This is a genomic window from Paraburkholderia fynbosensis (genome assembly GCF_902859935.1).
Taxonomy (GTDB): domain Bacteria; phylum Pseudomonadota; class Gammaproteobacteria; order Burkholderiales; family Burkholderiaceae; genus Paraburkholderia; species Paraburkholderia fynbosensis.
The window spans coordinates 364,740-387,961 of the sequence record NZ_CADIKI010000003.1; the positions used below are offsets into that span (position 1 = coordinate 364,740).

Below are 23,222 nucleotides of genomic sequence, written 5' to 3' on the forward strand. Positions count from 1 at the left end.
GAGCTGCACGCCCCCCTACACGAGCCCGACCACGAGCGGCCCGAGCAAGGTCAGCGCGACGTTCGCGATTGCATAGGTGATCGCGAACGGCACGGTCGGCACCGCGCTTTCGGCCTTGTCGAGCACGCCGCCGAAGGCCGGGTTGGCGCTGCGCGAGCCCGACAGCGCCCCGGCCAGAAGCGCCGCATTGTTGTACTTGAGCACGTAGCGGCCGAACAGCATGGTCAGCAGCAGCGGGAACAACGTGACGAACACGCCGAGCAGGAAGATGGTCAGGCCGCTCTGCTTGACCGTCACCACCGCCTGCAAGCCGGAGTTCAGGCCCACCACCGCGACGAACGCGGCGAGCCCGAAGTCCTTGAGCAATTGCGACGCGGCCGACGGCATCGCGCCGTACATCGGATGCTTGCCGCGCATCCAGCCGAACAGCAGGCCGGCGAGCAGACAGCCGCCTCCCGAGCCGAGCGTGAGCGGAATGCCACCGACGTTGAGGACGATCAGCCCGATCAGCAAGCCCAGCACGAGGCCGACGCCCATGTAGATGAAGTCGGTCTTGTTGCTGTAGGGCAATTCGTAGCCGGCGGCGTCGACTGCGCGCTTGGTGTCTTTCGGCGAACCGTAGAAGGTGATGACGTCGCCGTGCTCGACTTTGGTTTCCGGCAGAATCGGCAACGGCTGGCCCGCGCGCGTGATGCTCTGGATGTAGACGCCGTGGCGCATATCGCGATCCACGAGTTCGCGCGCAGCGGCGAGCGTCGTATGGTTCATGCCCTTCCTGGTGAAGACGCCTTCGCGTGTCTGCATGACGACGCCGACATCGCCGGTGCTGGCGACTTCATTGCCGTTCGCGCCGAAGGCGACCACCGCCTCGCGGCGGCCCACCACCAGCACTACGTCGTCGGCCTTCAGCATCAGATCGGGCGTCGCCTCGAGCGTCTTGCCGTCGCGCTTGATGCGCTCGATCGTCAGATAATCCTCATGCAGCGTCTCGACGGCCTTCACCGTCTTGCCCGCGCTGACGTCGATCTTGTACGCCCGCCCCAGCAGCTCCGGCAGCGCGAGAATCTGCCCCGGCCCGCGTGCCGGCGCACCCGCCGCCAGTTCGCGTTCCGCTTCGATCGAGGCCTCCCGCAGACCTTGCCTCATGAACTTCGGCAGGATGTTCACGCAGACGATGATCGCGCCGAGCGAGCCGAACACGTAAGTCACCGCGTAGGCAATCGCCACGTCCGATTGCAGCGACTTGACCTGATCGGCCGGCAGCCCGAGGCGCGCGATCGCATCGCCCGCCGTACCGATAATCGCCGATTGCGTCAGCGCGCCGCCGGCGAGTCCGGCCGCGAGTCCCTTGTTCAGGTGGAACAGCTTCGCGCACACCACCACGGTAACGAGCGCGCTGACGGCGAGGAACACCGCCATCGCGATCTCACGCAGCGTCTTGCGGTTCAGCGAATTAAAAAAGCCAGGACCGGAGTCGTAGCCGACCGCGTAGATGAACACGGCGAACATGACCGACTTCACACCGTTGTCGATCGTCACGCCCGCCTGGCTGATCACCACCGCCGCCAGCAACGAGCCGCCGACGCCGCCCAGCTGGAACTTACCGAAGTTGATCTGCCCGATGAAGTAGCCGACCGCAAGCGACAGGAACAGCGCAATCTCGGGGGATTTCTGAAAGATAGGGTGTAGCCAGTCCATCGTGCCCTCGCTAATTAGTTGGCGATACTGAGTACTGGGTGCTACCTGCGCATGCGCTGCGCGGCCATGTCCCGCACCGCTGGTCGCGTGCTTCATGCCACATGCCTGATGCCACAGCCGCCGCGCAAGGCCTGGTCCGCCGCGCGCGCGGCGCATGCGCTCGCCCCTCTGGCCGCGCCGGGTCGACCTGCCCGCACCTACCCGACTTTGCCCGCGAGGCCCACCACCACAGGCCCCATCAGAGGCAACAGAATGTTCGAGAGTGCGTAGGTAATCGTGTAGCCGATCACCGGCGTCGAGTTGCCGGTCACGCCCACCAGTGCGCTGATGGCCGGGGTGCTGCATTGCTGCCCGGCGATGGCGCCGAGCAGCATCGGCGCCTCGAGCTTCAGCAACATGTGGCCGATCCACAGCGACAGCAGGCCCGGCACCAGCACCATCAAAACGCCTGCAACGGGCAGCGCGAGGCCGTATTCGCGCACCAGCCTGATCGCGTCCGGCCCCGCCGACAAACCCACAGCGGCGATGAAAGTGGCGAGGCCGAAGTCCTTGAGGATTTGCGCGGCCGCCGAGGGCAGCGAGCCGACCAGCGGATGGCGCGAACGGATCCAGCCGAACAGCAGGCCGGACAGCAGACAGCCACCACCCGTGCCGAGCGCGATCGACACGCCGCCGATCTGTCCGCCGAGACGGCCGATCGCCATGCCGGCCAGCACGCCGAGGCCGAGATAGACGAAGTCGGTTTTCTCGGTCGCGGGGAGCACGTAGCCAAGCCGCTTCGCGCCGCGCTCGACATTGGCCTTCGCGCCGACCAGCGTCAGCACGTCGCCGCGATTGAGCTCGGTGCCGGGCAGCGCGGGCACCGTGGTTTCGAGCCGTGTGACGGCCGCGATGTAGACGCCGCGGCCATCCTCCGGTTTCGCCTGGTCACGCACCTGTGCAATCGTGCGTCCATGCAGGTCACCCCGCGTCAACACGACGTCGAGCTTGTCGGCGAAGACCTGGCCGAAGCCCGCGCCATCCACCTCTTCGCCGAGACCGGCCGCCGCCGCGACCACCGCTTCGCGCCGCCCCGCCACGAGGGTGAGATCGCCTGCCGCGAGGCGCAATGGCGGTTCGACCGGCACGTTCGCGCCGTTGCGCTGAAGCTGTTCGATGGTGAGATTGAAGCCGTGCTGCTGTTCGAACTCCCGGATCGTGACGCCGGCCGCCGCGCTCACCCGGAACACGCGGCCCACGAGCGCCGGCGCCGCCGCCCGCTGCCCCTCGCTGAACGCCCCCTCGCCGCCGAGCTTGCGCCACACACGCTGCGCTTCGTCACGCAGATTGATACGCAGCAACAGCGGCGCGAACTGGCTGGTGAACAGCACGATGGTGACCAGGCCGAACAGGTAGCTCACGCTGTAGGCGGTCACGATGTTGGCCTGCAGGCGCAAGGTTTCGGCGTCGCCGAGACCGAGCTTGCCGATCGCCTCGGACGCCGTGCCGATCACCGCCGACTCCGTCGCGGCGCCCGCGAGCAAACCCGCCGCCGTGCCGATGTCGAGTCGCAGCACGCTCACCGCGATCATGATCAGCACGAGCACCGACACGATCTCGATGATCGACAGCAACCCATAGCGCCAGCCCCGGCCGATGTTGGCGAAAAACTGCGGGCCGCCGGTAAAGCCGAGCGCGAAGATGAACAGCGCGAATGCGATGTTCTTCAGATCGGGAGCGAGCCGCGCGCCCGTCTGACCCAATATCAACGCGACAATCAAGGTGCCGCACACGCCACCGAGCTGAATCGGTCCCACCCGAAACGAGCCAATAAAATATCCAATTGCAAGGCTTGCGAACAGTGCGATCTCCGGTTGCGATTTCAGCAATTCACCGATCATGTTGTCTCCCCGATTAACGGGTTTGTTGGCAGCACACTGAAGACACTCACTGGGAATTCGAATAAACCCCGCTGACCGGGCGGGATCAGGCAATCAACGGCCGCTGGTGCGGAGCCAGACGAACGCGGTTATGGCAAGGGAATGATGCAGCAGGCATTGCGGCGGGAACGCCGGGCCGCAGCGAAGGGACAAGAAAGTCTTTCCGCTGGCTCGACAGTCACGCTTTCCTCGCGAAGTTGCCTAACGCTGTGAAAAAAACATATTTGCTGACGGCCTATTTTTTACAGCATGATTCGTCATGCTTATGGATTGCTTTTTAATAAATATTGTAGTTCGCCGCCCCTGTCAATATTATTTTCATTTCGCCGGGTCGAATTCACGAAATACGATCGGGGGTAAAGACGAATGAATAGAGTGGCGGGCACTTCGTCCGAAGGTAACTATTCCGAGGGGTAATTTATACTGGCTGTGAGCCGCCGCGCCCGTGAGTCCGCCTCTTCAAAGCCGAACCGTCTTCTCTTCGGAGTACCGACATGCGCATGATCCTGTTCAGCAGCCGCCAGTACGACAGCGACACGTTCACCGAAGCTAATGCCGCCCACGGCTATGAACTGCATTTCCAGGAGTCTCATCTGGACACCGAAACGGCGATCCTCGCACAGGGGTACGAAGTGGTGTGCCCGTTCGTCAACGACAACGTCGACGCCGCCGTGCTCGAGCGGCTCCATGCGGGTGGCACACGTCTGATCGCGCTACGCTCCGCAGGCTTCAATCACGTCGACCTCGCGGCGGCCGAACGGCTCGGCATGACGGTCACGCGGGTGCCGGCCTACTCGCCGCACGCGGTCGCCGAACATGCAGTCGGGCTGATCCTCGCGCTGAACCGGCGTCTGCCGCGCGCCGCGGCGCGCACCCGCGAAGGCGACTTCTCGCTGCAGGGGCTGCTCGGTTTCGATCTGCACGGCAAGACCGTGGGTGTGGTCGGCACCGGCATGATCGGCCGGGTGTTCGGGCGCATCATGGCGGGCTTCGGCATGCGTGTGCTCGCGCATGATCCCGGCGCGCCCGCCGACGACCTGCTCGCGCTCGGCGCGCGCTATGTACCGCTCGACACGCTGCTCGCCGAATCCGACGTCGTCAGTCTGCACTGCCCGCTCGTGCCGGCTACCTATCATCTGATCGACGGACCCGCACTCGCGAAGATGAAACGCGGCGCGATGCTGGTCAACACCGGCCGCGGCGGACTCGTCGAGGCCAATGCGCTGATCGGCGCGTTGAAGGACGGCCAGCTCGGCCATCTCGGGCTCGACGTGTACGAGGAGGAAAGCGGCATCTTCTTCGAGGATCACTCGAATCTGCCGTTGCAGGACGACGTGCTCGCGCGGCTGTTGATGTTCCCGAACGTAATCGTCACCGCGCACCAGGCGTTCTTCACGCGCGAGGCGATGAGCGAGATCGCGCAGACCACGCTCGGGAACGTCGCGGCATGGCAGGCCGGCACGCCGCGCAACGCGGTGCGTGCGGCGGGGTAGGTTGGGGGCGTGTCTTGTGTGTTGAGGGCTTGGTCGTGCATCGAGCGACTCATGCCGGGCGTCATGCCCAGTGCTGCACGGGCAGGCCCGCCGCGGTGGGTCGAAGGTTGACGTGTTGGAGTTTGGGGGCTTGCGCCTTTAGCCGCGCGTCGTGCGCCTCTTGGCGTGGTGCCCCGCGCCCCGTGCAGCATCGACACCATCACACACACCGAGCTATACGCCTTTATCACCGGCCGGCGGGATCGCGCGAATCTCGGTACGCGCATCGTCCGCCGCGCCACAGACTTCGCGCAGCAACGCCGCTTCGCGCTCATGTACTTCCACCGGACACCAGCGCGCGCCCGCATCGGCCAGATAACGCGCGCGATGCTGGCCATTGCGAAACGCCACCACCCCTTCGCGCTCCAGACCCAGCCAGCCGAGCAATCCCGGCGCGCGGCGCATCGAGATCGTCACGTACGGCATCTGCGGAATGCGCTCGCTCTCGGGGTCGAGAAACTCACGAATGCCGCGCACCTTGCCCGAATGCCATTCGGCGACCGGCTTCAGCACGTAGTCCGTGTTGTCGCGATCCGCGCAGACGAGCAGCTTGCGCATGTCGACCAGCACGACCTGATGCCGTGTGCCGTCGGTGACGAAGACGCGCTTCAGGCGCACATGGTCGTACCATGAGTGTTCGTGCAACGGCACGATCCAGACGGTTTCGGCACGCCCCGAAGGAAGTCCATCGGGAGGACTCGCCAGCATGGCGGCCGGCGGTGGATTGGACAAGGGCAAAGGCAGGCTCGATAAGCTGGCAAACCAACGCCAGCGCGTGAATAGAGCGCCCACGCTACGAGTCGACTGTGAAAGATGCATGACAGGCCACGGAATTAATTGCTCTGCATGAGCAAGCTGCACAAACGCCCGACACGCACGGGCGGACCTTGACCTTCGGGTAGAAGACGATGATAACCGCTCAAAATTTCAGTGAGTACGTGCGCATTGAAGCCGACGAGGACAGCGGCGTCGCCACCATCGTTCTGGAGCGGCCCGCGCGGCGCAACGCGCTCGACCGTCCGGCCGCCGAAGCATTGAGCGCCGCGTTCAGCCGCTTCGAAGCGGAACCGGCCTGGCGCGCGGCGGTGCTGTTCGGCGCGGGCGGCACGTTTTGCGCGGGCGCGGACCTGAGCGCGCTCGCCGACGATACCCGCCGCAACGAACTGCATGCCGACGGCAGCGGCCCCGGTCCGATGGGTCCGACGCGAATGAGCTTCAGCAAGCCGGTGATCGCGGCGATTGCGGGCTACGCGGTGGCAGGCGGCCTGGAGCTGGCGGCGCTATGCGATCTGCGGGTCGTCGAGGACGATGCGGTGCTCGGCGTATTCTGCCGGCGCGTCGGCATTCCGCTGATCGACGGCGGCACGATCCGCTTGCCGCGACTGATCGGGCTGTCGCGGGCACTGGATCTGATCCTGACCGGGCGCGCGGTGAGCGCCGACGAAGCGCTTGCCATGGGGCTTGCGAATCGCATCGTAGCGAAGGGCGCGGCGCGCGCGGCGGCCGAGCGGCTGGCTGCGGAGCTAGCTGCGTTTCCTCAGGCGGCATTGCTCGCCGACCGCCGCTCGGCGCTGGAAAACAGCCCGCTCGACGATCTCGCTGAAGCGCTTCGGCGCGAAGGCGCCGGCGGATATCGGGCAGTCTTTGAAGAAGGGCTCGCCGGGGCGGCGCGGTTCGTCAACGGTGTCGATTGAGGTGAGTCAGGCGCGAGGGGTCGATTTGGGCGATCCGCCTGATCCGCCGCCGCCTTTTCACAAAAAACAACATCCCCCTCGACGATCAGCATCGCGGTTTTGACTTAGGTAGAATCCCCTACTGCTTCCCCCGCACAGCGCTGGCGTTCTCGTCCCGAAAACGCGCGCTGCCGCGCGACGCTCCCCGTCGCGCCGATTCACGCTCCGTCACCATGCCTTTACCCCTGCTTGCCCTCGCCGTTGCCGCGTTTGGAATCGGTACCACCGAATTCGTGATCATGGGGCTGCTGCCCGACGTCGCGCGCGATCTGTCCGTGTCGATTCCGGCTGCCGGCATGCTAGTGTCGGCCTATGCGCTCGGCGTCACGATCGGCGCGCCGATCGTCGCGATCGCGGTCGCCAACATGCCGCGCAAGAAGGCGCTGATGAGTTTGATCGGCGTGTTCATCGTCGGCAATCTGCTGTGCGCGGTTGCGCCGGGTTACGCGGTGCTGATGGCCGCGCGCATCGTCACGGCGTTCTGTCATGGGGCGTTCTTCGGCATCGGCTCGGTGGTGGCCGCGGGGCTCGTCGCGCCAAACCGCCGCGCACAAGCCATCGCACTGATGTTCACCGGCCTCACGCTCGCCAACGTGCTCGGCGTGCCGCTCGGCACGGCGCTCGGCCAGGCCGTGGGCTGGCGCGCGACCTTCTGGGCGGTGACGGGCATAGGCCTCGTCGCGGCAGCCGCGCTCGCCGTGTGCCTGCCGGCGAAGATCCAGATGCAGAAGGCGAGTCTCGTTCACGAGTTCAGCGTGCTGAAAAACCCGCAGGTGCTGATGGTGCTCGGCATCAGCGTGCTCGCGTCGGCGAGCCTCTTTTCCACCTTCACCTACATCACGCCGATTCTCGAGGACGTGGCCGGCTTCACGCCGCACGCGGTCACGCTGGTGCTCCTGCTGTTCGGTCTCGGGCTGACGGTCGGCAGCACGCTCGGCGGCAAGCTTGCCGACTGGCGGCTGATGCCGTCGCTGGTCGCGTTCCTGCTGGCGATCGTCGTGATCCTGACCGTCTTCGCAGGCACGATGCACGCGCAGATTCCGGCGATGATCACGATTTTCGTATGGGGCATCCTCGCTTTCGCGATCGTGCCGCCGCTGCAGATGCTGATCGTCGATCGCGCGAGCAGTGCGCCGAATCTCGCATCCACCTTGAACCAGGGCGCCTTCAACCTCGGCAACGCGACGGGTGCATGGCTCGGCGGGATGGCGATCGGCGCGGGCGCGCCGCTCACGGCGCTGCCGTGGGTCGGCGTGGCGACCTCGATCGGCGCGCTGCTGCTGACGCTGTGGTCGGTGTCGATCGACCGGCGCACGCAGAAAATGGCGGTGGCGGGTTAAGGTCGCGCACACTCCAGACTGTTAGCCTTGCGCCTGCGCGAGGCGCCTGTGGCGAGCGTTCTGTCTTGCCCCTTTGCGCAGCGCCCGTTGGAGCGTCCCGCAAGCCCCGCACCCATGCCAACGCCCGTGAGCCGTAGTAGCATCCCGGCCGATGAAAGTCATCTTCACTCGCGATTTCCTCGCCCTGATCCTCAGCGTCGCCGTCGTCGGACTCGGCAGCGGCGCCACGCTGCCGCTGACCGCCCTCGCACTGACGCAAGCAGGCTTCGGCACCGAAGTCGTCGGCCTGCTCACCGCCGCGCAAGCGGGCGGCGGCCTCGTCGTCGTGCCGTTGGCCGGCTGGATCGCGGCGCGTTTCGGCGGCCGCGAGGTGATCGTCGGCGCGGTGCTGGCGGTCGCGCTCGCCACCGCGCTCATGCAGCTCACCTCGAACCTGTGGCTGTGGGCGCTGTTGCGCGTGCTGTGCGGCGCGGCGCTGATGCTGCTGTTCACGATCGGCGAGGCCTGGGTCAACCGGCTGGCCGACGACGCGTCGCGCGGCCGCGTGATCGCGATCTACGCGACCAACTTCACGCTGTTCCAGATGTCGGGCCCGGTGCTCGTGAGCCGGATCGCGGGCTTCACGCATTCGCGCTTTCTGATTTGCGGCGCGATATTCCTGCTCGCGCTGCCGATGCTCGCCGCGATCCGCACGACGCCGCGAGCCTCCGACGATGAGCACGCCGCCCACGGCAGCTGGCGCCATGTGCTGCCGCAGATGCCTGCCCTCGTCATCGGTACCGGCTTCTTCGCGCTGTTCGACACGATCGCGCTGTCGCTGCTGCCGCTCTTCGCGATGTCGCACGGCATCGCGAGCGAGGTGGCGGTGCTGTTCGCGTCGGCGCTGCTGCTCGGTGATACGACGATGCAGTTTCCGATCGGCTGGCTCGCTGACCGGCTCGGCCGTGAACGCGTGCATATCGGCTGCGGGCTCGTCGTCGTGGCGTTGCTGCCGTTGCTGCCTTGGGCGATCAGCTCGCCGTGGCTGTGCTGGCCGCTGCTCTACGTGCTCGGTGCGGCCGCGGGCGCGATCTATACGCTGTCGCTGGTCGCCTGCGGCGAGCGCTTTCGCGGCGTGGCGCTAGTGTCGGCGAGTTCGCTGGTGGGCGCGTCGTGGAGCGCGGCCAGTTTCGGCGGCCCGCTCATCGCCGGCGCGCTGATGAAGGGTGCCGGCAACGACGCGATGGTCGGCGTGCTGCTGTTCGCGGCGCTCGCGTTTCTCGCCGCCGCCTGGTGGGAAAAGCGCCGCGCGCCGCTGCGAGCCGCCGGCTGACGGGCGAGCGTTGACGGCCGTGCGCCTTCGCGCTGGCGGACGACGGCCGCTCACCGCCGGCCGACAGCTGCGCGTCCCGGCCCAGGCTCGCGCGCGACGCCTGGCGACTGCGCGCTCGATGCGATATTACGGTCAGCACGCTTGATGCTAGTCTTGAGCCACATTGCATGGCACTCTGCCGAACGGCCCATGCTTCATGGGCCGCCGTATGCAATGGGGAGCTCGCCATGCAAACCGTGCACAAGCCGCGCCGTTTTTACCTGTTGAGCGCGTTCATCGTATTGAGCGCCCTGGTGTTCGCTGATTGCGGCGGCGGCGGAAGCGGAGATACGAGCGGCGCAGCGAGCAGCGGCGGCAGTACGGGCGGGACCGGCAGCGGCAGCAGCGGCGGCGGCGGCACCGGCTCGGGCATGGGCGGCGCCGGCACCTCGTCGGGCGGCGGCACCTCCATGGCCGCGACGCACGATGTACTGACCTACCATAACGACATCGGCCGCACGGGCCAGAATCTCAACGAGACCATCCTCACGCCCGCCAACGTCAACGCGACGACGTTCGGCAAGGTCGGCTATTTCGCCGCCGACGGCAAGGTCGACGCGCAACCGCTCTTTGTCGAATCACTGGCGATCGCGGGCGGCACGCACAACGTGCTGTACGTCGTGACCGAGCACGACAGCGTGTACGCGCTCGACGCAGACAGCGGCGCACAGCTATGGCGGGTCAGCACGCTCGGCGCCAACGAAACGCCGAGCGACGACCTCGGTTGCGGTCAGATCACGAAGGAAATCGGCATCACGTCGACGCCGGTCATCGACCGCTCGCGCGGCGCGAACGGCACGATCTACGTGGTCGCGATGTCGAAGGACACGAGCGGCGCCTACCACCAGCGCGTGCACGCGCTCGATCTCGCAACCGGCGCGGAACGACTGAACGGACCCACGGAAGTAACCGCCAGCTACCCCGGCAGCGGCGCGAACAGTTTCAACGGCAACGTGCTGTTCGCGCCGTCGTCGTATGCCGAGCGCGCGGGCCTGCTGCAGCTTGGCGGCGTGATCTACACGACGTGGACCTCGCATTGCGACGAGGGCGCCTACACCGGCTGGATCATGGGCTATAGCGCCGACACCCTGCAGCAGACTTCCCTGCTCAACGTCACGCCGAACGGCTCAGGCGGCGCGATCTGGATGAGCGGCGCCGGCCCGGCGTCGGATGGCGCAAACATCTACCTGCTCGACGCCAACGGCACGTTCGACACCACGATGACCGCTGGCGGCTTTCCCGCGCAACACAACTTCGGCAATTCGTATTTGAAACTCGGCACGGCAGGCGCTCTTGCGGTCGCGGATTACTTCGCGATGTCCAATACCGTTCAGCAGTCCAAGGCCGACGAAGACCTCGGCTCCGGCGGCGCGATCGTGCTGCCCGATCTCACCGATGCGAACGGCGTGGTCCAGCACCTCACGCTCGGCACGGGCAAGGACGGCATCATCTATGTGCTGAACCGCGACTCGATGGGCAAGTTCAATGCCGCGAGCAACAACATCTATCAGGAGATTCAGGGAGTGTTGGCCGGCGGAGAATTCGGCATGCCCGCGTACTTCAACGGCCGCCTCTATTTCGGCTCGGTCGGCGACAATCTCAAGGCGTTCACGGTGACCCATGCCCGGCTGTCGACGGCGCCGAGCGCGCAGACCTCGATGACGTTCGCCTACCCCGGCACCACGCCGAGCATCTCCGCCAATGGCACGGCGAATGGCATTGTGTGGGCCGCGGAAAACGGCGCCACGGCGGCGCTGCATGCGTTCGATCCGGCCAATCTCGCCGTCGAGCTCTACAACAGCAATCAGATGGGCACCCGCGATCAGTTCGGCGCGGGCAACAAGTTCATCACGCCGATGATCGCCAACGGCAAAGTGTATGTCGGGACGACGAACGGTGTCGCGGTGTTTGGTTTGCTGAAGGGGTGAGTCGGTCCGGGCGTGGTGGGAGTGACCCGACATGCGCCACAGCCTGAGCTCTGTCTGCGCCCCTAACGCCGCGCCGGAAGAATCTCCCCTACGCACGTGCCAAATCCCACGCGATACCCATCACCCTGGCAGTACCCGGCCAGCGTCAACTCGTCCCCGTCCTCGATGAACGTGCGTGTGCCGCCTTCGTTCAACTCCAGCGGCTTCTTGCCGTTCCATGTCAGCTCGAGCAGGCTGCCGTACGAATCGTCGGTCGGGCCGCTGATCGTGCCGGAGCCCATCAGATCGCCCACCCGCGTATTGCAGCCCGAGACCGTGTGATGCGCGAGTTGCTGCGCCATCGTCCAGTACATGTGCCTGAAGTTGGTTCGCGCGATCGTGCTCGCCTGCTTCGCCAGTTGCGGGCGCAGCCTCACTTCGAGATGGATGTCGAACGCATGCTCGCCATCGTGGCGCAGGTACGCGAGCGGTTGCGGCTCCTGCACGGGCTGCGCGACGCGGAACGGTTCGAGCGCGTCGAGTGTGACGATCCACGGCGAGATCGTGGTCGCAAAGGTCTTTGCGTTGAACGGGCCGAGCGGTACGTATTCCCACTGCTGGATGTCGCGCGCGCTCCAATCGTTGAGCAGCACCATGCCGAAAATATGCGCTTCGGCGTCGGCGCACGCGACCGGCTCGCCCAACGCATTGCCCGCGCCGATCACGAAGCCCGTTTCCAGTTCGATATCCAGCTTGCGGCACGCGCCGAACACCGGACGCTCCTGATCCGGCAACTTCAACTGACCGTTGGGACGGCGCACGGGGGTGCCGCTCACCACCACCGACGACGCCCGTCCGTTGTACCCGATCGGCATCTCCGACCAGTTCGGCAGCAGCGCATTCTTCGGATCGCGAAACATCGAGCCGACATTGGTCGCGTGTTCTTTCGACGAATAGAAATCGGTGTAGCCAGGAATCTGCACCGGCAGATGCAGTTGCGCGTCGGCCTGGCGCACCATTACCTTCGCGCGCAACGCAGTGTCGTCGCGCAACGTCGCGGTGTCGCGTGCTAACAGCGTGCTCAGCTGGATGCGCACGCTGCGCCATGCGTCGCGGCCGAGCGCGATGAAGTCGTTCAGCGTGTCGCTGGCGACGGCGCGGGCAAACACATCGCCCTGCGTCGACACGTTCAGCAACCCCGCCGCCTGCAACGCGGCGAGGTCGACGATCTGGTCGCCGATCGCCACGCCCGCGCGCCGCGCGTCGCTGCGCCGGTCGCTAAAAATGCCGAACGGCAGGTTCTGGATAGAAAAATCGCTGGCCGGATCGTTGGCCGACTCGACCCAGCTTTTGCGCGACGAATCGAGCGTCGCCTGGAGATCGCTCGATGCGTTCATCGTTGCTCCGGATTGAAGTGTTTCTTGAGACCTTGCCAGCACTCGTAGTAATGCGCCTGCAATTGCGCGGTTTCGAGCGCGAAGCGGGTGGGCTTGATCAGCGTGCGCGTCTCGAACATGAAGGCCATCGTGTCGCCGACTTTCTTCGGCGTCGACGTATCGCCGTTCGAGGCTTTTTCGAACGTGTCGGCGTCCGGGCCATGCCCCGACATGCAGTTGTGCAGACTCGCACCGCCCGGTACGAAGCCCTCGGCCTTTGCGTCGTACACGCCGTGCACGAGCCCCATGAACTCGCTCGCGACGTTGCGATGAAACCACGGCGGGCGGAACGTATCTTCGGCGGCGAGCCAACGCGGCGGGAAGATCACAAAGTCGATCGTGTCGACGCCCGGCGTGTCGCTTTGCGATTGCAGCACCAGAAAGATCGACGGGTCGGGGTGATCGAAGCTGATCGAGCCGATCGTGTTGAAGCGCCGCAGGTCGTATTTGTACGGCGCGTAGTTGCCGTGCCACGCGACCACGTCGAGCGGCGAATGGCCGATGTCCGCGCGCCACAGCTTGCCGTTCAGCTTTGCGACGAGTTCGAAGTCGCCTTCGCGGTCTTCGTAAGCGGCATGCGGCGTGAGGAAGTCGCGCGGATTGGCGAGACCGTTCGAGCCGATCGGGCCGAGGTCCGGCAAGCGCAGCAGCGCGCCGAAGTTCTCGCAGATATACCCGCGCGCCGCGCCGTCCGGCAGGCTCACGGCGAAGCGTACGCCGCGCGGGATCACCGCGATCTCGAACGGCGCGAGTTCGATGCGGCCCATTTCGGTCGCGATCTCGAGGCGGCCCTCCTGCGGCACGATCAGCAATTCGCCGTCGGCGTTATAGAAGAAGCGCTCGTGCATCGAGCGGTTCGCGGCGTACAGATGAATCGCGCAGCCATTCATCGCTTCGGCCGCGCCATTGCCGGCCATCGTCACCCAGCCGTCGATGAAATCGCTCGGCTCGGTGGGCATCGGCAACGGGTCCCAGCGCAACTGGTTCGGCGGCGTCGCCGGCACGTCGGCGAAATTGGCGACGAGCCGCTCCGACGGCAGCGGCGTGAACGGCTTGTGCATCGCCGCCGGACGAATCCGATACAGCCACGCGCGGCGGTTATGACCGCGCGGCGCGGTGAAGGCGGTGCCCGACAACTGTTCCGCATACAGGCCATAGGCCGTGCGCTGCGGCGAATTGCGCCCTTCCGGCAATGCGCCGGGCAGCGCCTCGGTCGCGAATTCGTTCGCGAAGCCCGATTGATAGCCCGGCGTGATTTCGAGTCGCGAACCGGCGGAAGGCGCACGATGCGGCGGCGTACGTGTTGGGGTGTCCATACAAGGTTCTCCGTTGATGCCCGACTCTTTTCCTCACATTCGACTGCAATGCGGACAAGCCGGCCAGCGGGATCAGTACCCGCCTCACAATTTACGAATAGTAAAACGAATTATGAATAGTGAAATTAACGTATACCCTGAAACTCCAAGCCGCAGCCGCTACCGCTTGTGCGAGCACATGAGCGGCGGATAACGTTATGAGCATTTTGTTCATGTGCACGGATTGCGGACTGCTACCATCAGCGCATGCGGCAATCGAGTCGCGTTGCCGAGCGCCGCGTGCGCATTTACCGTCGCCATCCATTCGCCTCCATGATTCCGCCGACCATCCCCGATCTCGTTACCCGCGCCGCCGCTCACCCTTTTCTCGGCGAACATCTGGTGATGGGGCAAGGCGTGCATAGCGACATCGCGCTCGCGCGGTTCGAGGACATTCAACTCGCGAGCGCCTACGAGCCGATCTTCGATATCAGCGTGCATGCGTTGGCGCAGTCGCTGTCGTCGGGGGCCGAGGGGGTTGACCGTTTCGGCGACGAACTCGGCTTCCAGGCCATCACCTATCAACTCGGCGCGGCGCCGTTCGAAGTGTTCGATCCGTTCGACCGCATCGGCAACGATCAGGAACTGGTCGCGCTCGACCGGATGTCACGCGCCTTGCACGCGATCAATTTCTTCGGCGCGCAACGGCATGGGCTGCTGTTTCTGCGCGTGCACGAGCGTTTGCTCAAGAGCGTGAAGTACGACCACGGACTGCATTTCTCGACCGTGCTGATGTCGTTCGGCTTGAACCCGTCGCGGGTGGTGATCGAGTTGCCGGCGGCGGCGGTCGCGCACAAGACCTTTCTCGGCTATCTGACGAGGAGCTACCAGCACTACGGCTTCAAGGTGGCGGGCAATCTGTCCAACGCCGGGCAAATTCTGTCGGTATCGGAAACGGCGCGGCTCGACTTCATCAAAATGGACGCTGCCAGCGCGTTGCGCGACGCGACGGTGAAGCCGCTCGTCGGTTATGCGGGCCGGCTGCGGATTCCGCTGATTTTCAATCGCGTGATGGATGAAGCGCAGTTTCTCGCGTTGCAGCAGTACGACGTGCGCTTCGTGCAAGGGCCGTTATTCACGGCGCACTATCACGACCGGGCGGTCTGATAGCGCGGGAGCGTGAGGTGGGCCAGACACGCGATGCACGATGTGTGCGTCCCGCTTCAGCTTGCCTCAACCGGCTTCACGGCTTCAGCCCGGTTCGCCCAGACGCCGCGCGAGCGCCTTCAAACGCGGCGCAACGTTTTCGCGAAACACCGCCTCTCCCATCGACGACGCCGGCCCGCTGCAACTGAGCACCAGCCAGCGCCCGTCGCGCGGTTCGCGAAACGGCACCGCGACCGCGTTCACATCGTCGTGCCACGCACGAAACGAATAACAGCAACGCTCGGTAGCGAATGCTTCGATTTCTTTTTCGGCATCGGCCACCAGCGTCGCGCCGACCTTCCCCGCGGCCTTGCGGAGTTCCGCCAGCAATGCGGCGCGCGCGTCGGCCGGCTGGACCGCCAGGTACGCGCGGCCCATCGAACTCGTCAGCATCGACAGTTTCGAGCCGGATGCGAGGCCGAGCGTCAGCGCCGTTTCGCTGCGGATCGTGTCGAGATAGATCATGTCGAGCCCGTCGCGGCACCCGAGCGACACCGCCGCGCCCACTTCGCGGGCAAACGCGCGCATATGCGGGCGGGCGAGTTCGAGCGTGTCGGTGCCCGACAGCAGCGCGAAACCGAGCGACAACACGCCGGCATCGAGCGCATATTTGCCGTGGGACTCATCGAGCCGCAGATAGCCGAGTACCGTCAGCGTGTAGGCGAGACGGTTGACGGTCGCCTTCGGCAAGCCCGTGCGCGCGACGAAATCGCGATTGCCGAGCATCGTTTCGCCAGGCTTGAACGCGCGCAGCAGATCCAGCCCGCGTGCCAGGGCGACGACGAATTTGCGCTCGTCGACGGGTTCGGAGAAAGTGGATGTGTGGGTCATCGGGTGGTACACTCGGTCGTCGTTTGCAAAACATTGTTTCGCTTAGCGGAACTTAAGTCAAGCTTGGATAGAGCAAGAAATCTGGAGATACGTCATGGCCGAAGCCGCGCAGTTTCACTGGGAAGACCCGCTGCTGCTGGATCAGCAGCTCACCGAAGACGAACGCATGGTGCGCGACGCCGCCGCGGCGTATGCGCAGGACAAGTTGCAGCCGCGCGTGCTCGAAGCGTTCCGTCATGAGAAAACCGACATCGAGATCTTTCGCGAGATGGGCGAACTCGGCCTGCTCGGCCCGACGATTGCCGAGCAATACGGCGGTCCCGGCCTGAACTACGTCGCGTATGGGCTGATCGCGCGTGAAGTGGAGCGCGTCGATTCGGGCTATCGCTCGATGATGTCGGTGCAGTCGTCGCTGGTGATGGTGCCGATCAACGAATTCGGCTCCGACGCGCAGAAGCAGAAGTACCTGCCGAAGCTCGCCTCCGGCGAATGGATCGGCTGCTTCGGCCTGACCGAGCCGAACCACGGCTCCGATCCGGGCAGCATGGTCACGCGGGCGAAGAAAGTCGACGGCGGCTATTCGCTGTCGGGCTCGAAGATGTGGATCACCAATTCGCCGATCGCCGACGTGTTCGTCGTGTGGGCGAAGCTCGAGGAAGACGGCAAGGACACGATTCGCGGCTTCATCCTGGAGAAGGGCTGGAAGGGACTGTCCGCGCCGACCATCCATAGCAAGGTGGGCTTGCGCGCGTCGATCACCGGCGAGATCGTGATGGACGAAGTGTTCGTGCCGGAAGAAAACCGTCTGCCGAATGTCGGCGGTCTGCGCGGCCCGTTCACGTGTCTGAACTCGGCGCGCTACGGCATCGCCTGGGGCGCGCTCGGCGCGGCCGAAGCCTGCTGGCACACTGCGCGTCAGTACGTGCTCGATCGCAAGCAGTTCGGCCGGCCGCTCGCCGCGAACCAGCTGATCCAGAAGAAGCTCGCCGACATGCAGACCGAAATCACGCTCGGCCTGCAAGGCGTGCTGCGCCTCGGCCGCATGAAGGACGAAGGCACCGCCGCCGTCGAGATCACGTCGATCATGAAGCGCAACTCGTGCGGCAAGGCGCTGGACATTGCGCGCCTCGCGCGCGACATGCTCGGCGGCAACGGCATTTCGGACGAGTTCGGCATCGCCCGGCATCTCGTGAACCTCGAAGTGGTGAACACCTACGAAGGCACGCACGACATTCACGCGTTGATCCTCGGTCGTGCACAGACGGGGATTCAGGCGTTTTTCTGATGGCGTTGCTGGGGCGTTGATTGTTTGTTGGTCGAGCAAAGCGCGATCGCGCCGCTCAATGACAAAACAAAAGGCCGGTTCATGCTGAACCGGCCTTTTTTCGTTGCGACGCCGTGCTATCGCGTTATCGCCAATCACGCGTTCCGAGGCGCATCAGGCACTTACTTGTTCGGCTGCGGTGTCATGCGCAGGTAGGGACGCAGCGCCTTGTAGCCCTTCGGGAATTTCTGCTTGATGACTTCCTCGTCCTTCAGCGACGGAACGATCACTACGTCATCGCCCTGCTTCCAATTGCCCGGCGTCGCGACAGAGTGGTTGTCGGTCAGTTGCAGCGAGTCGATCACGCGCAGCACTTCGTCGAAGTTGCGGCCGGTGCTGGCGGGATACGTAATGGTGAGACGCACCTTCTTCTTCGGATCGATCACGAACAGCGAACGAACCGTTAAGGTTTCGCTCGCGTTCGGGTGAATCATGTCGTACAGCTCGGCGACCTTGCGATCACCATCGGCGAGAATCGGGAAGCCGACGCTGGCGGCTTGCGTCTCGTTGATGTCCTTGATCCACTCCTTGTGCGAATCGGCGCTGTCGACCGACAACGCAATCGTCTTCACCCCGCGTTTTTCGAATTCGTCGGCGAGTTTGGCGGTCAGGCCGAGCTCAGTTGTGCACACCGGCGTGAAGTCGGCGGGATGCGAAAACAGCACGCCCCAACTATCGCCGAGCCATTCGTGAAACTTGATGCGGCCGACACTCGACTCCTGCTCAAAATCCGGCGCAATATCGCCAAGACGCAAACTCATGGTGGATCCTCCTTGGATATCAATTCGCTATAGGATTCGGCGCGGGCATTTGCCGCCACATCCCGCAAAAACATGAAGCATAAGGCAGGCACAGTGCGTAACGAAGAAACATTGCGTCACTCCTTTATGCGTTTTTGTAATTTTCGCTGATTTGGTTGAAACTTTGCGGGACAGATCAACTCCATCTGAAGCAAACTTTGCTTGGGGCTACCCTTCAGCGTGTGTTTTCGTACTTCGGGTGACCGGGAATGGTTCGTGCATCGATTTGAATCGACCGGGCAGTGCGCTCGCCAGCGGCCGTTTCTTTGGTTACGATTCACGCATGGCGTGAGATAAAGGGGAGCTGTCAATGTCGGAAATCAACAAGGAGAGATTGATGTCGGATATCAAAACCGTACTCGCGGACGCCGAGGATCTGCTGAAACAAGCCGCGAGCGCCACGGGCGAGCGCGCGTCGGAGCTGCGTGAAACGGCGCTCACGCGCTTGAAGCAGGCGAAGGAAAAGGCGGCTGACGTGCAGGTCGTCGTGGTCGAGAAAGGTAAGAAAGCTGCCCGCGCCACCGACGACTACGTGCACGAGCATCCGTGGGCGTCCATCGGCATTGCCGCGGGTGCTGGCGTGCTGCTGGGGCTATTGATCAACCGCAAGTAACGCTGGTGCGGCTGTCGGACGAAGCTGGTCCGGCGCATCAGTATTCGAGTTGACCGGCGCACGCCTGGCCGGTCCGCTTCTCTTGGCGCGCATGCTTCTCACGCGCCTTCACGCGCAACGCCCACAGCCATGACGATCGACACCCAATCGCAGCGCGGAGAACATAGTCCGTTGCGCCGCATTATCGGTTCCGTATTTGCAATTCTGCAGACGCGGCTTGAACTGGTCGGCATCGAACTCGCCGAAGAAAAAGACCGCCTGCTCGGCGTGCTGTTTCTCGGTCTCGCGGCGATGATGCTGGCCACCATGGCGCTGATCGCCCTGACTGCGCTGATTGCCATCGCATTCTGGGACACCTACCGATGGCAGGCGCTCGCCGGCATCACGGCGGTCTACGCAATTGCCGGCCTCGCCTGTGCCCTTAAAGCGCGCAGCGGTTTGCGCAATGCGCCGCTGGTGTTCGAAGCGACCATCGCCGAGTTCGAGAAAGACCGCGAGGTGTTCCGCAAGCCGTGACATGCAAGGCGTGACGGGCGAGCTTCAACGTCCCGCGCCTTCATAGAGAATCTCAAGTAAACATGTAGTGCCGTTTAGTCTCGTCGTTAGCCTCGTCGCCTAGTTGCGCCGTTGACTGTCCCACCCACACTGCCGCCGACACGCCATGAGCCATTCCGATACCGCATTCCGTAACACGCGCCACCACGCCAAAGAGCTGAGCGCGCCGCACTTGCGCGCGCTGCGCAAGGAATTGCTGCTGGTGCGTGCGGATGTCGAGCGCATGGAGCTCGCTCAGGCGACCCTCGAATTGCGGCAGGCGGTCACGCACTTCAGCTGGCTGAAATTCATCCTGCCGGGCTTCGGCGGCATGCGCACCGGCAGCGGGTCGAAGGCACACTTCGTCAATGCAGGCACCATCGGCGCGTTGCTCAAGCAGTACCCGTTCGTCAGCTCGGTCATTTCGATGCTGATCGCCAAACCACTGCGCGCGACCGTCGTCGCTGGTGCAAAGCCCGCTCTCAAATGGGGCAGCCTGGGGCTCGCGGCTTGGGAAGCGTATCGGATCTGGCAGCAGATGAAACGCGATTCCGGCTCGTCTGCCGGTGCTAAGGCTGAGTCGACGGATAGCGGGTATTAAGTTGTTGCGACGAAGTGGCCTCGTGGCTGGGCGCTCAGGTGCCGAGTTGCGAAGTCCCCGCTGAGTCGTCATTACTCTAAGTCGTATTCCAGCATTCGCTGCTTGCCGGGGTCTCCCGGCCAGCAACACTTCTATTGCTTCGCTGGCCCGTCGCATCAAGCGCAAACGTGCCACACGGATCATCGGCCATCGGCCCCGATTGTTCCGGCGCTGCCTCGATTGCATAGCCACCGTTTGCATCGTCCGCCGGCAACACATGCAAGCGATAAATCGCCGTACCGAATTGCGGCGCCTGGTCCAAACCCGGCGGCAGCGTCGATACGCCGTCGCTTGCGGCGCCCTCGACGAATTGCGCTGCCCGATACAACGCGGACGCCACATCGATACGATGGGTTCGCGCCACATGGCTGCGATACGAGGGCACGGCAAACGTGGCCAGCGTCGCGGCTATCGCCAGCGCGATCATCAGTTCGAGCAACGTGAATGCGGATGTGTACGTTCTCCTCATGTGTCTCCCGTCAAAATGGCCTTGCAGCGACACGTCGCCAATGACGCTCGATCGTCTCGCCGTCGATCACCAGTTCCATCTGAAGCCATACCTGCGACTCGCTCGTCCGCCCGAAACCACGCGACGTCAGTAAATACGCGCGAGTTTCAGCGCGGGTGGAGAGACGCCACGCCTCGATCAGACATTGCGGCGCGCGCAACGAGCTCGGCCATTGCGCGACCGGCGTGACGGCGCCGGCTTCGAACGCGCTTTCGAGTTTCCATTGCGCCGGCTCGCCATACGCGGCTTGCGGCGCTGCGGGGGCGTCGGCACCGGCAGCAATGACGCTTCGCGCGCACAGGTTCAGCGCCGAGTCCGCAGCGTGGAAAGCCTGCAAGTAGTCGCGCACGTTGGTGGTCGCGCGAGCAGCGGCGAGCGATGTTTCGAACCAGGCCGCCGAGGTCGCCAGCATCATGGCTGAAATCAGCAGCACGATTGGCAGAACGACGCCGCTGTGACGCATAAGCGAAACATGACTACCGAGGCTAAGTCGAACCAAGCGTACGGGTTGCGGCTCATTCTTACGCTGCTCGCGCTTCCCATGCGGGCGGCGCAGCGCGACCATTGCGGCTCGCTCGATCACAGTGAAGCCTCCGCTTGATCGCGTAGCGCCACGCGTCGCGAAAAAGCTTGTCGCGGCCGCTGGTCCGCACCGAGCGTGCTGACGCCGTCGCAATCGACGTAGCGTGAACGCTGCCCCTCCGGCGCACCGCGTACCAGCACGCAAAGGTCGACGGCCACGATAGCGGCCCATTGATCAGCCTGAACCACTGAAGCGTCCAGCGCGTCAGGAGCGCCGGGCAGCCAGTATTTGATCCGCACTCGCTCGACGCCCTCGACCAGCGGTTGCGCGGACCCCGGGTTGCCATTGCCTTCGCAGTAAAGCTCCGGCTCGCCGCTCGACGGGCTGACGTTGGCAAAGTACCGATTGACCACCAGCGCGCCCTGCTCGGCGGGCATCGCGGTATTGCCTGTCACGGCTTGTCCGAGGCAGTCAGTTGCCTGCCCGCTCGCCGATGGCCACGTGGACACGCTATCTCCTACATAGCGGAGCACGACGCCATCCGATCCGCCGGGCAGTTTTGTGCACGCAATGCTGTCATCGGCGCCCGTCGGGCGTCCACCCGAACATCCGAATAACGCCAGCGGACCGTCGTAATGCAGAACGTCCGCAGGCACGAAGCCGGCCATTTGCAGTTGCTGGCCGATCAGCGTCAGCGCGGTCAAACCGGCCTCGCGAATTCGCAGCGCGTTGCTCGCGTGCTCGAACGCGCTGCGCTGCGTCGTATAGAGCGACACGGCGCCCGCCGTCACCACGAGCCCCAACGCCATGGCGATCACAAACTCGAGCAAGGTGTGACCGGAAGCTGAATGCCAGCGCCGCATCATTTCGCAAACGCCAGCGCGACGCATGAGGAGCCGGCGGGAACATCCGCGCCGCCACAGGACTCCGGCTTGTCGATCACGTCATCGGTGCTCGGCATATCGCGCACGGCCGCCCACGTCACAAGCGCTGCCGACACGCCCGCGCTCTCGCCTATCGACGCTTCGCCATGTGGCAGAAGGACGTTTGCCCGTGCGCTCCATTGCTGGGTTGCAGCATCCGTCGTCGAAGGTGTGCACGCCGCCTCGGCGACGGAATCAGCGATCCACGCCGCGTGTTCGCGCATCGACATCGCGCGCGCTTCCCGCGCGGTCCATAGTTGACCGGCGATCAAGCCTAGCGCTGTTACAGCGATCAACGCGACGGCCAGCATGACCTCGATCAAGGAACTGCCCCGGCACGTCGCTGCGCAGCGGGGCGAGCTGTGGGTTGGCGAATGGCGCATCATGACGCCGCTCCGCAGGCACCCTCGGTGAGCCGCGGGCGACCGCCCGCCGCAATACGAATACAGCGCCGCCACTTATCGCCTTGCGTCGCCTTGGTAGGTGTGCGCGGCGCGATATCGAAACTGCGGAACGTACCGATCAGTTGGCCCGCCGGCGGCGTGAACGTGAGATTCGTCTGCACGCCGCTAATACTCACCGCAGCAAGCAACGGTTGTGCGCGCAGCAGCGAAAGCGTGCCGCCACGCTCCGCCAGTACCGCCCAGCCGCACGACCAGTCGGTGATGCCGTCGCCACAAGGCTGTGCCGTCGCAAGACAAGCTCGCGCCGCATCGATCCGGCACACGATGACGCGTGCGCCGCGGCGCAACGCTTCGCTGCGCGCGTAGGCGAGCGTCGACACAAGCGCCCTCGCACGTGCGTCGACCTGATCGCGCACGTGCCACGCGACGAACGACGGCGTGGCCATGACCGCGATCACCGCCAGCAGCGCGACCACGGCCAGCGTCTCGACAAGCGTGAAGCCGCCGCGCGACGGCCAGCAAAGCGCATCGTTTTTCATCTGCATCCCTGATCGTTTGGAAGAATGCAGCCAATCTAGCGATTCGCGACCGGCTCAACAATCGGCCGGATGGCCAGGTGGTATTCGGACGCTATTCCGCACAAAAATGCATGCGACGAACCATTACGGAGCGGGAGAGACTGATGCGCGAGTTAACGCGTGGGAT

At 64.6% G+C, this 23,222-nt stretch carries 22 protein-coding genes; 10 read left to right on the forward strand and 12 right to left on the reverse strand.

Translation table 11 applies throughout. From position 1 onward, the window contains the following. Positions 1-15: 15 nt before the first annotated feature. Together aspT (HV770_RS07275) and aspT (HV770_RS07280) are read right to left on the reverse strand one after the other, a co-directional pair. Positions 16-1,698: an aspartate-alanine antiporter gene (gene aspT / locus HV770_RS07275; protein ID WP_175158847.1), complete on the reverse strand. Its 1,683-nt coding sequence runs from the start codon at positions 1,696-1,698 to the stop codon at positions 16-18. A gap of 197 nt (positions 1,699-1,895) precedes the next feature. Continuing rightward, the gene (aspT, locus tag HV770_RS07280) at positions 1,896-3,578 is read right to left on the reverse strand and encodes an aspartate-alanine antiporter (RefSeq protein ID WP_175158758.1); all 1,683 of its coding nucleotides are present in this window, start codon (positions 3,576-3,578) and stop codon (positions 1,896-1,898) included. A 533-nt stretch (positions 3,579-4,111) separates the two neighbouring features. Here aspT (HV770_RS07280) and HV770_RS07285 point away from each other — a divergent pair. Then, entirely contained in the window at positions 4,112-5,110 is a 999-nt protein-coding gene (locus HV770_RS07285; RefSeq protein ID WP_175158759.1) for a 2-hydroxyacid dehydrogenase, read from the forward strand. A gap of 213 nt (positions 5,111-5,323) precedes the next feature. On the opposite strand, the gene HV770_RS07290 is transcribed toward HV770_RS07285, so the two are convergent. Further along, the gene (locus HV770_RS07290; RefSeq protein WP_121316623.1) at positions 5,324-5,968 is read right to left on the reverse strand and encodes a plasmid fertility inhibition factor family protein; all 645 of its coding nucleotides are present in this window, start codon (positions 5,966-5,968) and stop codon (positions 5,324-5,326) included. Positions 5,969-6,057: 89 nt separating this feature from the next. Here HV770_RS07290 and HV770_RS07295 point away from each other — a divergent pair, with 89 nt between their 5' ends. From HV770_RS07295 to HV770_RS07310, 4 genes are all read left to right on the forward strand, one after another. Beyond that, a complete protein-coding gene (locus HV770_RS07295; protein WP_175158760.1) occupies positions 6,058-6,843 on the forward strand; it encodes a crotonase/enoyl-CoA hydratase family protein in 786 nt (261 codons plus the stop codon). 212 nt (positions 6,844-7,055) lie between these two features. Beyond that, entirely contained in the window at positions 7,056-8,222 is a 1,167-nt protein-coding gene (locus HV770_RS07300; RefSeq protein ID WP_175158761.1) for an MFS transporter, read from the forward strand. Between the two features lie 151 nt (positions 8,223-8,373). Beyond that, entirely contained in the window at positions 8,374-9,534 is a 1,161-nt protein-coding gene (locus HV770_RS07305; protein ID WP_175158762.1) for an MFS transporter, read from the forward strand. A 227-nt stretch (positions 9,535-9,761) separates the two neighbouring features. Continuing rightward, complete coding sequence (locus HV770_RS07310) at positions 9,762-11,501, forward strand: PQQ-binding-like beta-propeller repeat protein (RefSeq protein ID WP_175158763.1); 1,740 nt, start codon at positions 9,762-9,764, stop codon at positions 11,499-11,501. 62 nt (positions 11,502-11,563) lie between these two features. Here HV770_RS07310 and fahA read toward each other — a convergent pair whose 3' ends face one another. Together fahA and hmgA are read right to left on the reverse strand one after the other, a co-directional pair. Further along, positions 11,564-12,877: a fumarylacetoacetase gene (gene fahA, locus HV770_RS07315; RefSeq protein WP_175158764.1), complete on the reverse strand. Its 1,314-nt coding sequence runs from the start codon at positions 12,875-12,877 to the stop codon at positions 11,564-11,566. Next, positions 12,874-14,232, reverse strand: a complete 1,359-nt coding sequence (gene hmgA, locus HV770_RS07320) for a homogentisate 1,2-dioxygenase (protein WP_175158765.1) — start codon at positions 14,230-14,232, stop codon at positions 12,874-12,876. The genes fahA and hmgA overlap by 4 nt, the downstream gene beginning before the upstream one ends. A gap of 312 nt (positions 14,233-14,544) precedes the next feature. On the opposite strand from hmgA, the gene HV770_RS07325 reads away from it, so the two are divergent. After that, a complete protein-coding gene (locus HV770_RS07325; RefSeq protein ID WP_175158848.1) occupies positions 14,545-15,378 on the forward strand; it encodes an EAL domain-containing protein in 834 nt (277 codons plus the stop codon). Positions 15,379-15,462: 84 nt separating this feature from the next. Here HV770_RS07325 and HV770_RS07330 read toward each other — a convergent pair whose 3' ends face one another. Further along, positions 15,463-16,248 (reverse strand): IclR family transcriptional regulator, encoded by a 786-nt coding sequence (locus HV770_RS07330; RefSeq protein ID WP_175158766.1) that lies wholly within the window; start codon positions 16,246-16,248, stop codon positions 15,463-15,465. 94 nt (positions 16,249-16,342) lie between these two features. Here HV770_RS07330 and HV770_RS07335 point away from each other — a divergent pair, with 94 nt between their 5' ends. Then, positions 16,343-17,533 carry an acyl-CoA dehydrogenase gene (locus tag HV770_RS07335; protein WP_175158767.1) on the forward strand — a complete coding sequence of 397 codons (1,191 nt, stop codon included), beginning with the start codon at positions 16,343-16,345 and terminating at the stop codon, positions 17,531-17,533. 161 nt (positions 17,534-17,694) lie between these two features. Here HV770_RS07335 and HV770_RS07340 read toward each other — a convergent pair whose 3' ends face one another. After that, a complete protein-coding gene (locus HV770_RS07340) occupies positions 17,695-18,333 on the reverse strand; it encodes a peroxiredoxin (protein ID WP_175158768.1) in 639 nt (212 codons plus the stop codon). A 349-nt stretch (positions 18,334-18,682) separates the two neighbouring features. Here HV770_RS07340 and HV770_RS07345 point away from each other — a divergent pair, with 349 nt between their 5' ends. The 3 genes from HV770_RS07345 (at position 18,683) to HV770_RS07355 (ending at position 20,120) form a co-directional block, all read left to right on the forward strand. Continuing rightward, complete coding sequence (locus HV770_RS07345; protein ID WP_007179108.1) at positions 18,683-18,985, forward strand: ElaB/YgaM/YqjD family protein; 303 nt, start codon at positions 18,683-18,685, stop codon at positions 18,983-18,985. Between the two features lie 129 nt (positions 18,986-19,114). Next, the gene (locus HV770_RS07350) at positions 19,115-19,501 is read left to right on the forward strand and encodes a phage holin family protein (protein WP_121316614.1); all 387 of its coding nucleotides are present in this window, start codon (positions 19,115-19,117) and stop codon (positions 19,499-19,501) included. Between the two features lie 145 nt (positions 19,502-19,646). After that, on the forward strand, positions 19,647-20,120 hold the full coding sequence (locus tag HV770_RS07355; RefSeq protein WP_175158769.1) for a DUF3318 domain-containing protein: 474 nt from the start codon (positions 19,647-19,649) through the stop codon (positions 20,118-20,120). A gap of 76 nt (positions 20,121-20,196) precedes the next feature. On the opposite strand, the gene HV770_RS07360 is transcribed toward HV770_RS07355, so the two are convergent. From HV770_RS07360 to HV770_RS07380, 5 genes are all read right to left on the reverse strand, one after another. Continuing rightward, positions 20,197-20,628: a type IV pilin protein gene (locus HV770_RS07360; protein ID WP_175158770.1), complete on the reverse strand. Its 432-nt coding sequence runs from the start codon at positions 20,626-20,628 to the stop codon at positions 20,197-20,199. Between the two features lie 10 nt (positions 20,629-20,638). Beyond that, complete coding sequence (locus HV770_RS07365; protein WP_343048093.1) at positions 20,639-21,082, reverse strand: pilus assembly PilX family protein; 444 nt, start codon at positions 21,080-21,082, stop codon at positions 20,639-20,641. Positions 21,083-21,246: 164 nt separating this feature from the next. Further along, the gene (locus tag HV770_RS07370; RefSeq protein ID WP_217468576.1) at positions 21,247-22,056 is read right to left on the reverse strand and encodes a PilW family protein; all 810 of its coding nucleotides are present in this window, start codon (positions 22,054-22,056) and stop codon (positions 21,247-21,249) included. Beyond that, complete coding sequence (locus tag HV770_RS07375) at positions 22,053-22,496, reverse strand: type IV pilus modification PilV family protein (protein ID WP_175158850.1); 444 nt, start codon at positions 22,494-22,496, stop codon at positions 22,053-22,055. Before HV770_RS07375 ends, HV770_RS07370 begins: the two co-directional genes overlap by 4 nt. Continuing rightward, complete coding sequence (locus tag HV770_RS07380) at positions 22,496-23,062, reverse strand: GspH/FimT family pseudopilin (RefSeq protein WP_425497378.1); 567 nt, start codon at positions 23,060-23,062, stop codon at positions 22,496-22,498. Before HV770_RS07380 ends, HV770_RS07375 begins: the two co-directional genes overlap by 1 nt. Between the last annotated feature and the right edge of the window lie 160 nt (positions 23,063-23,222).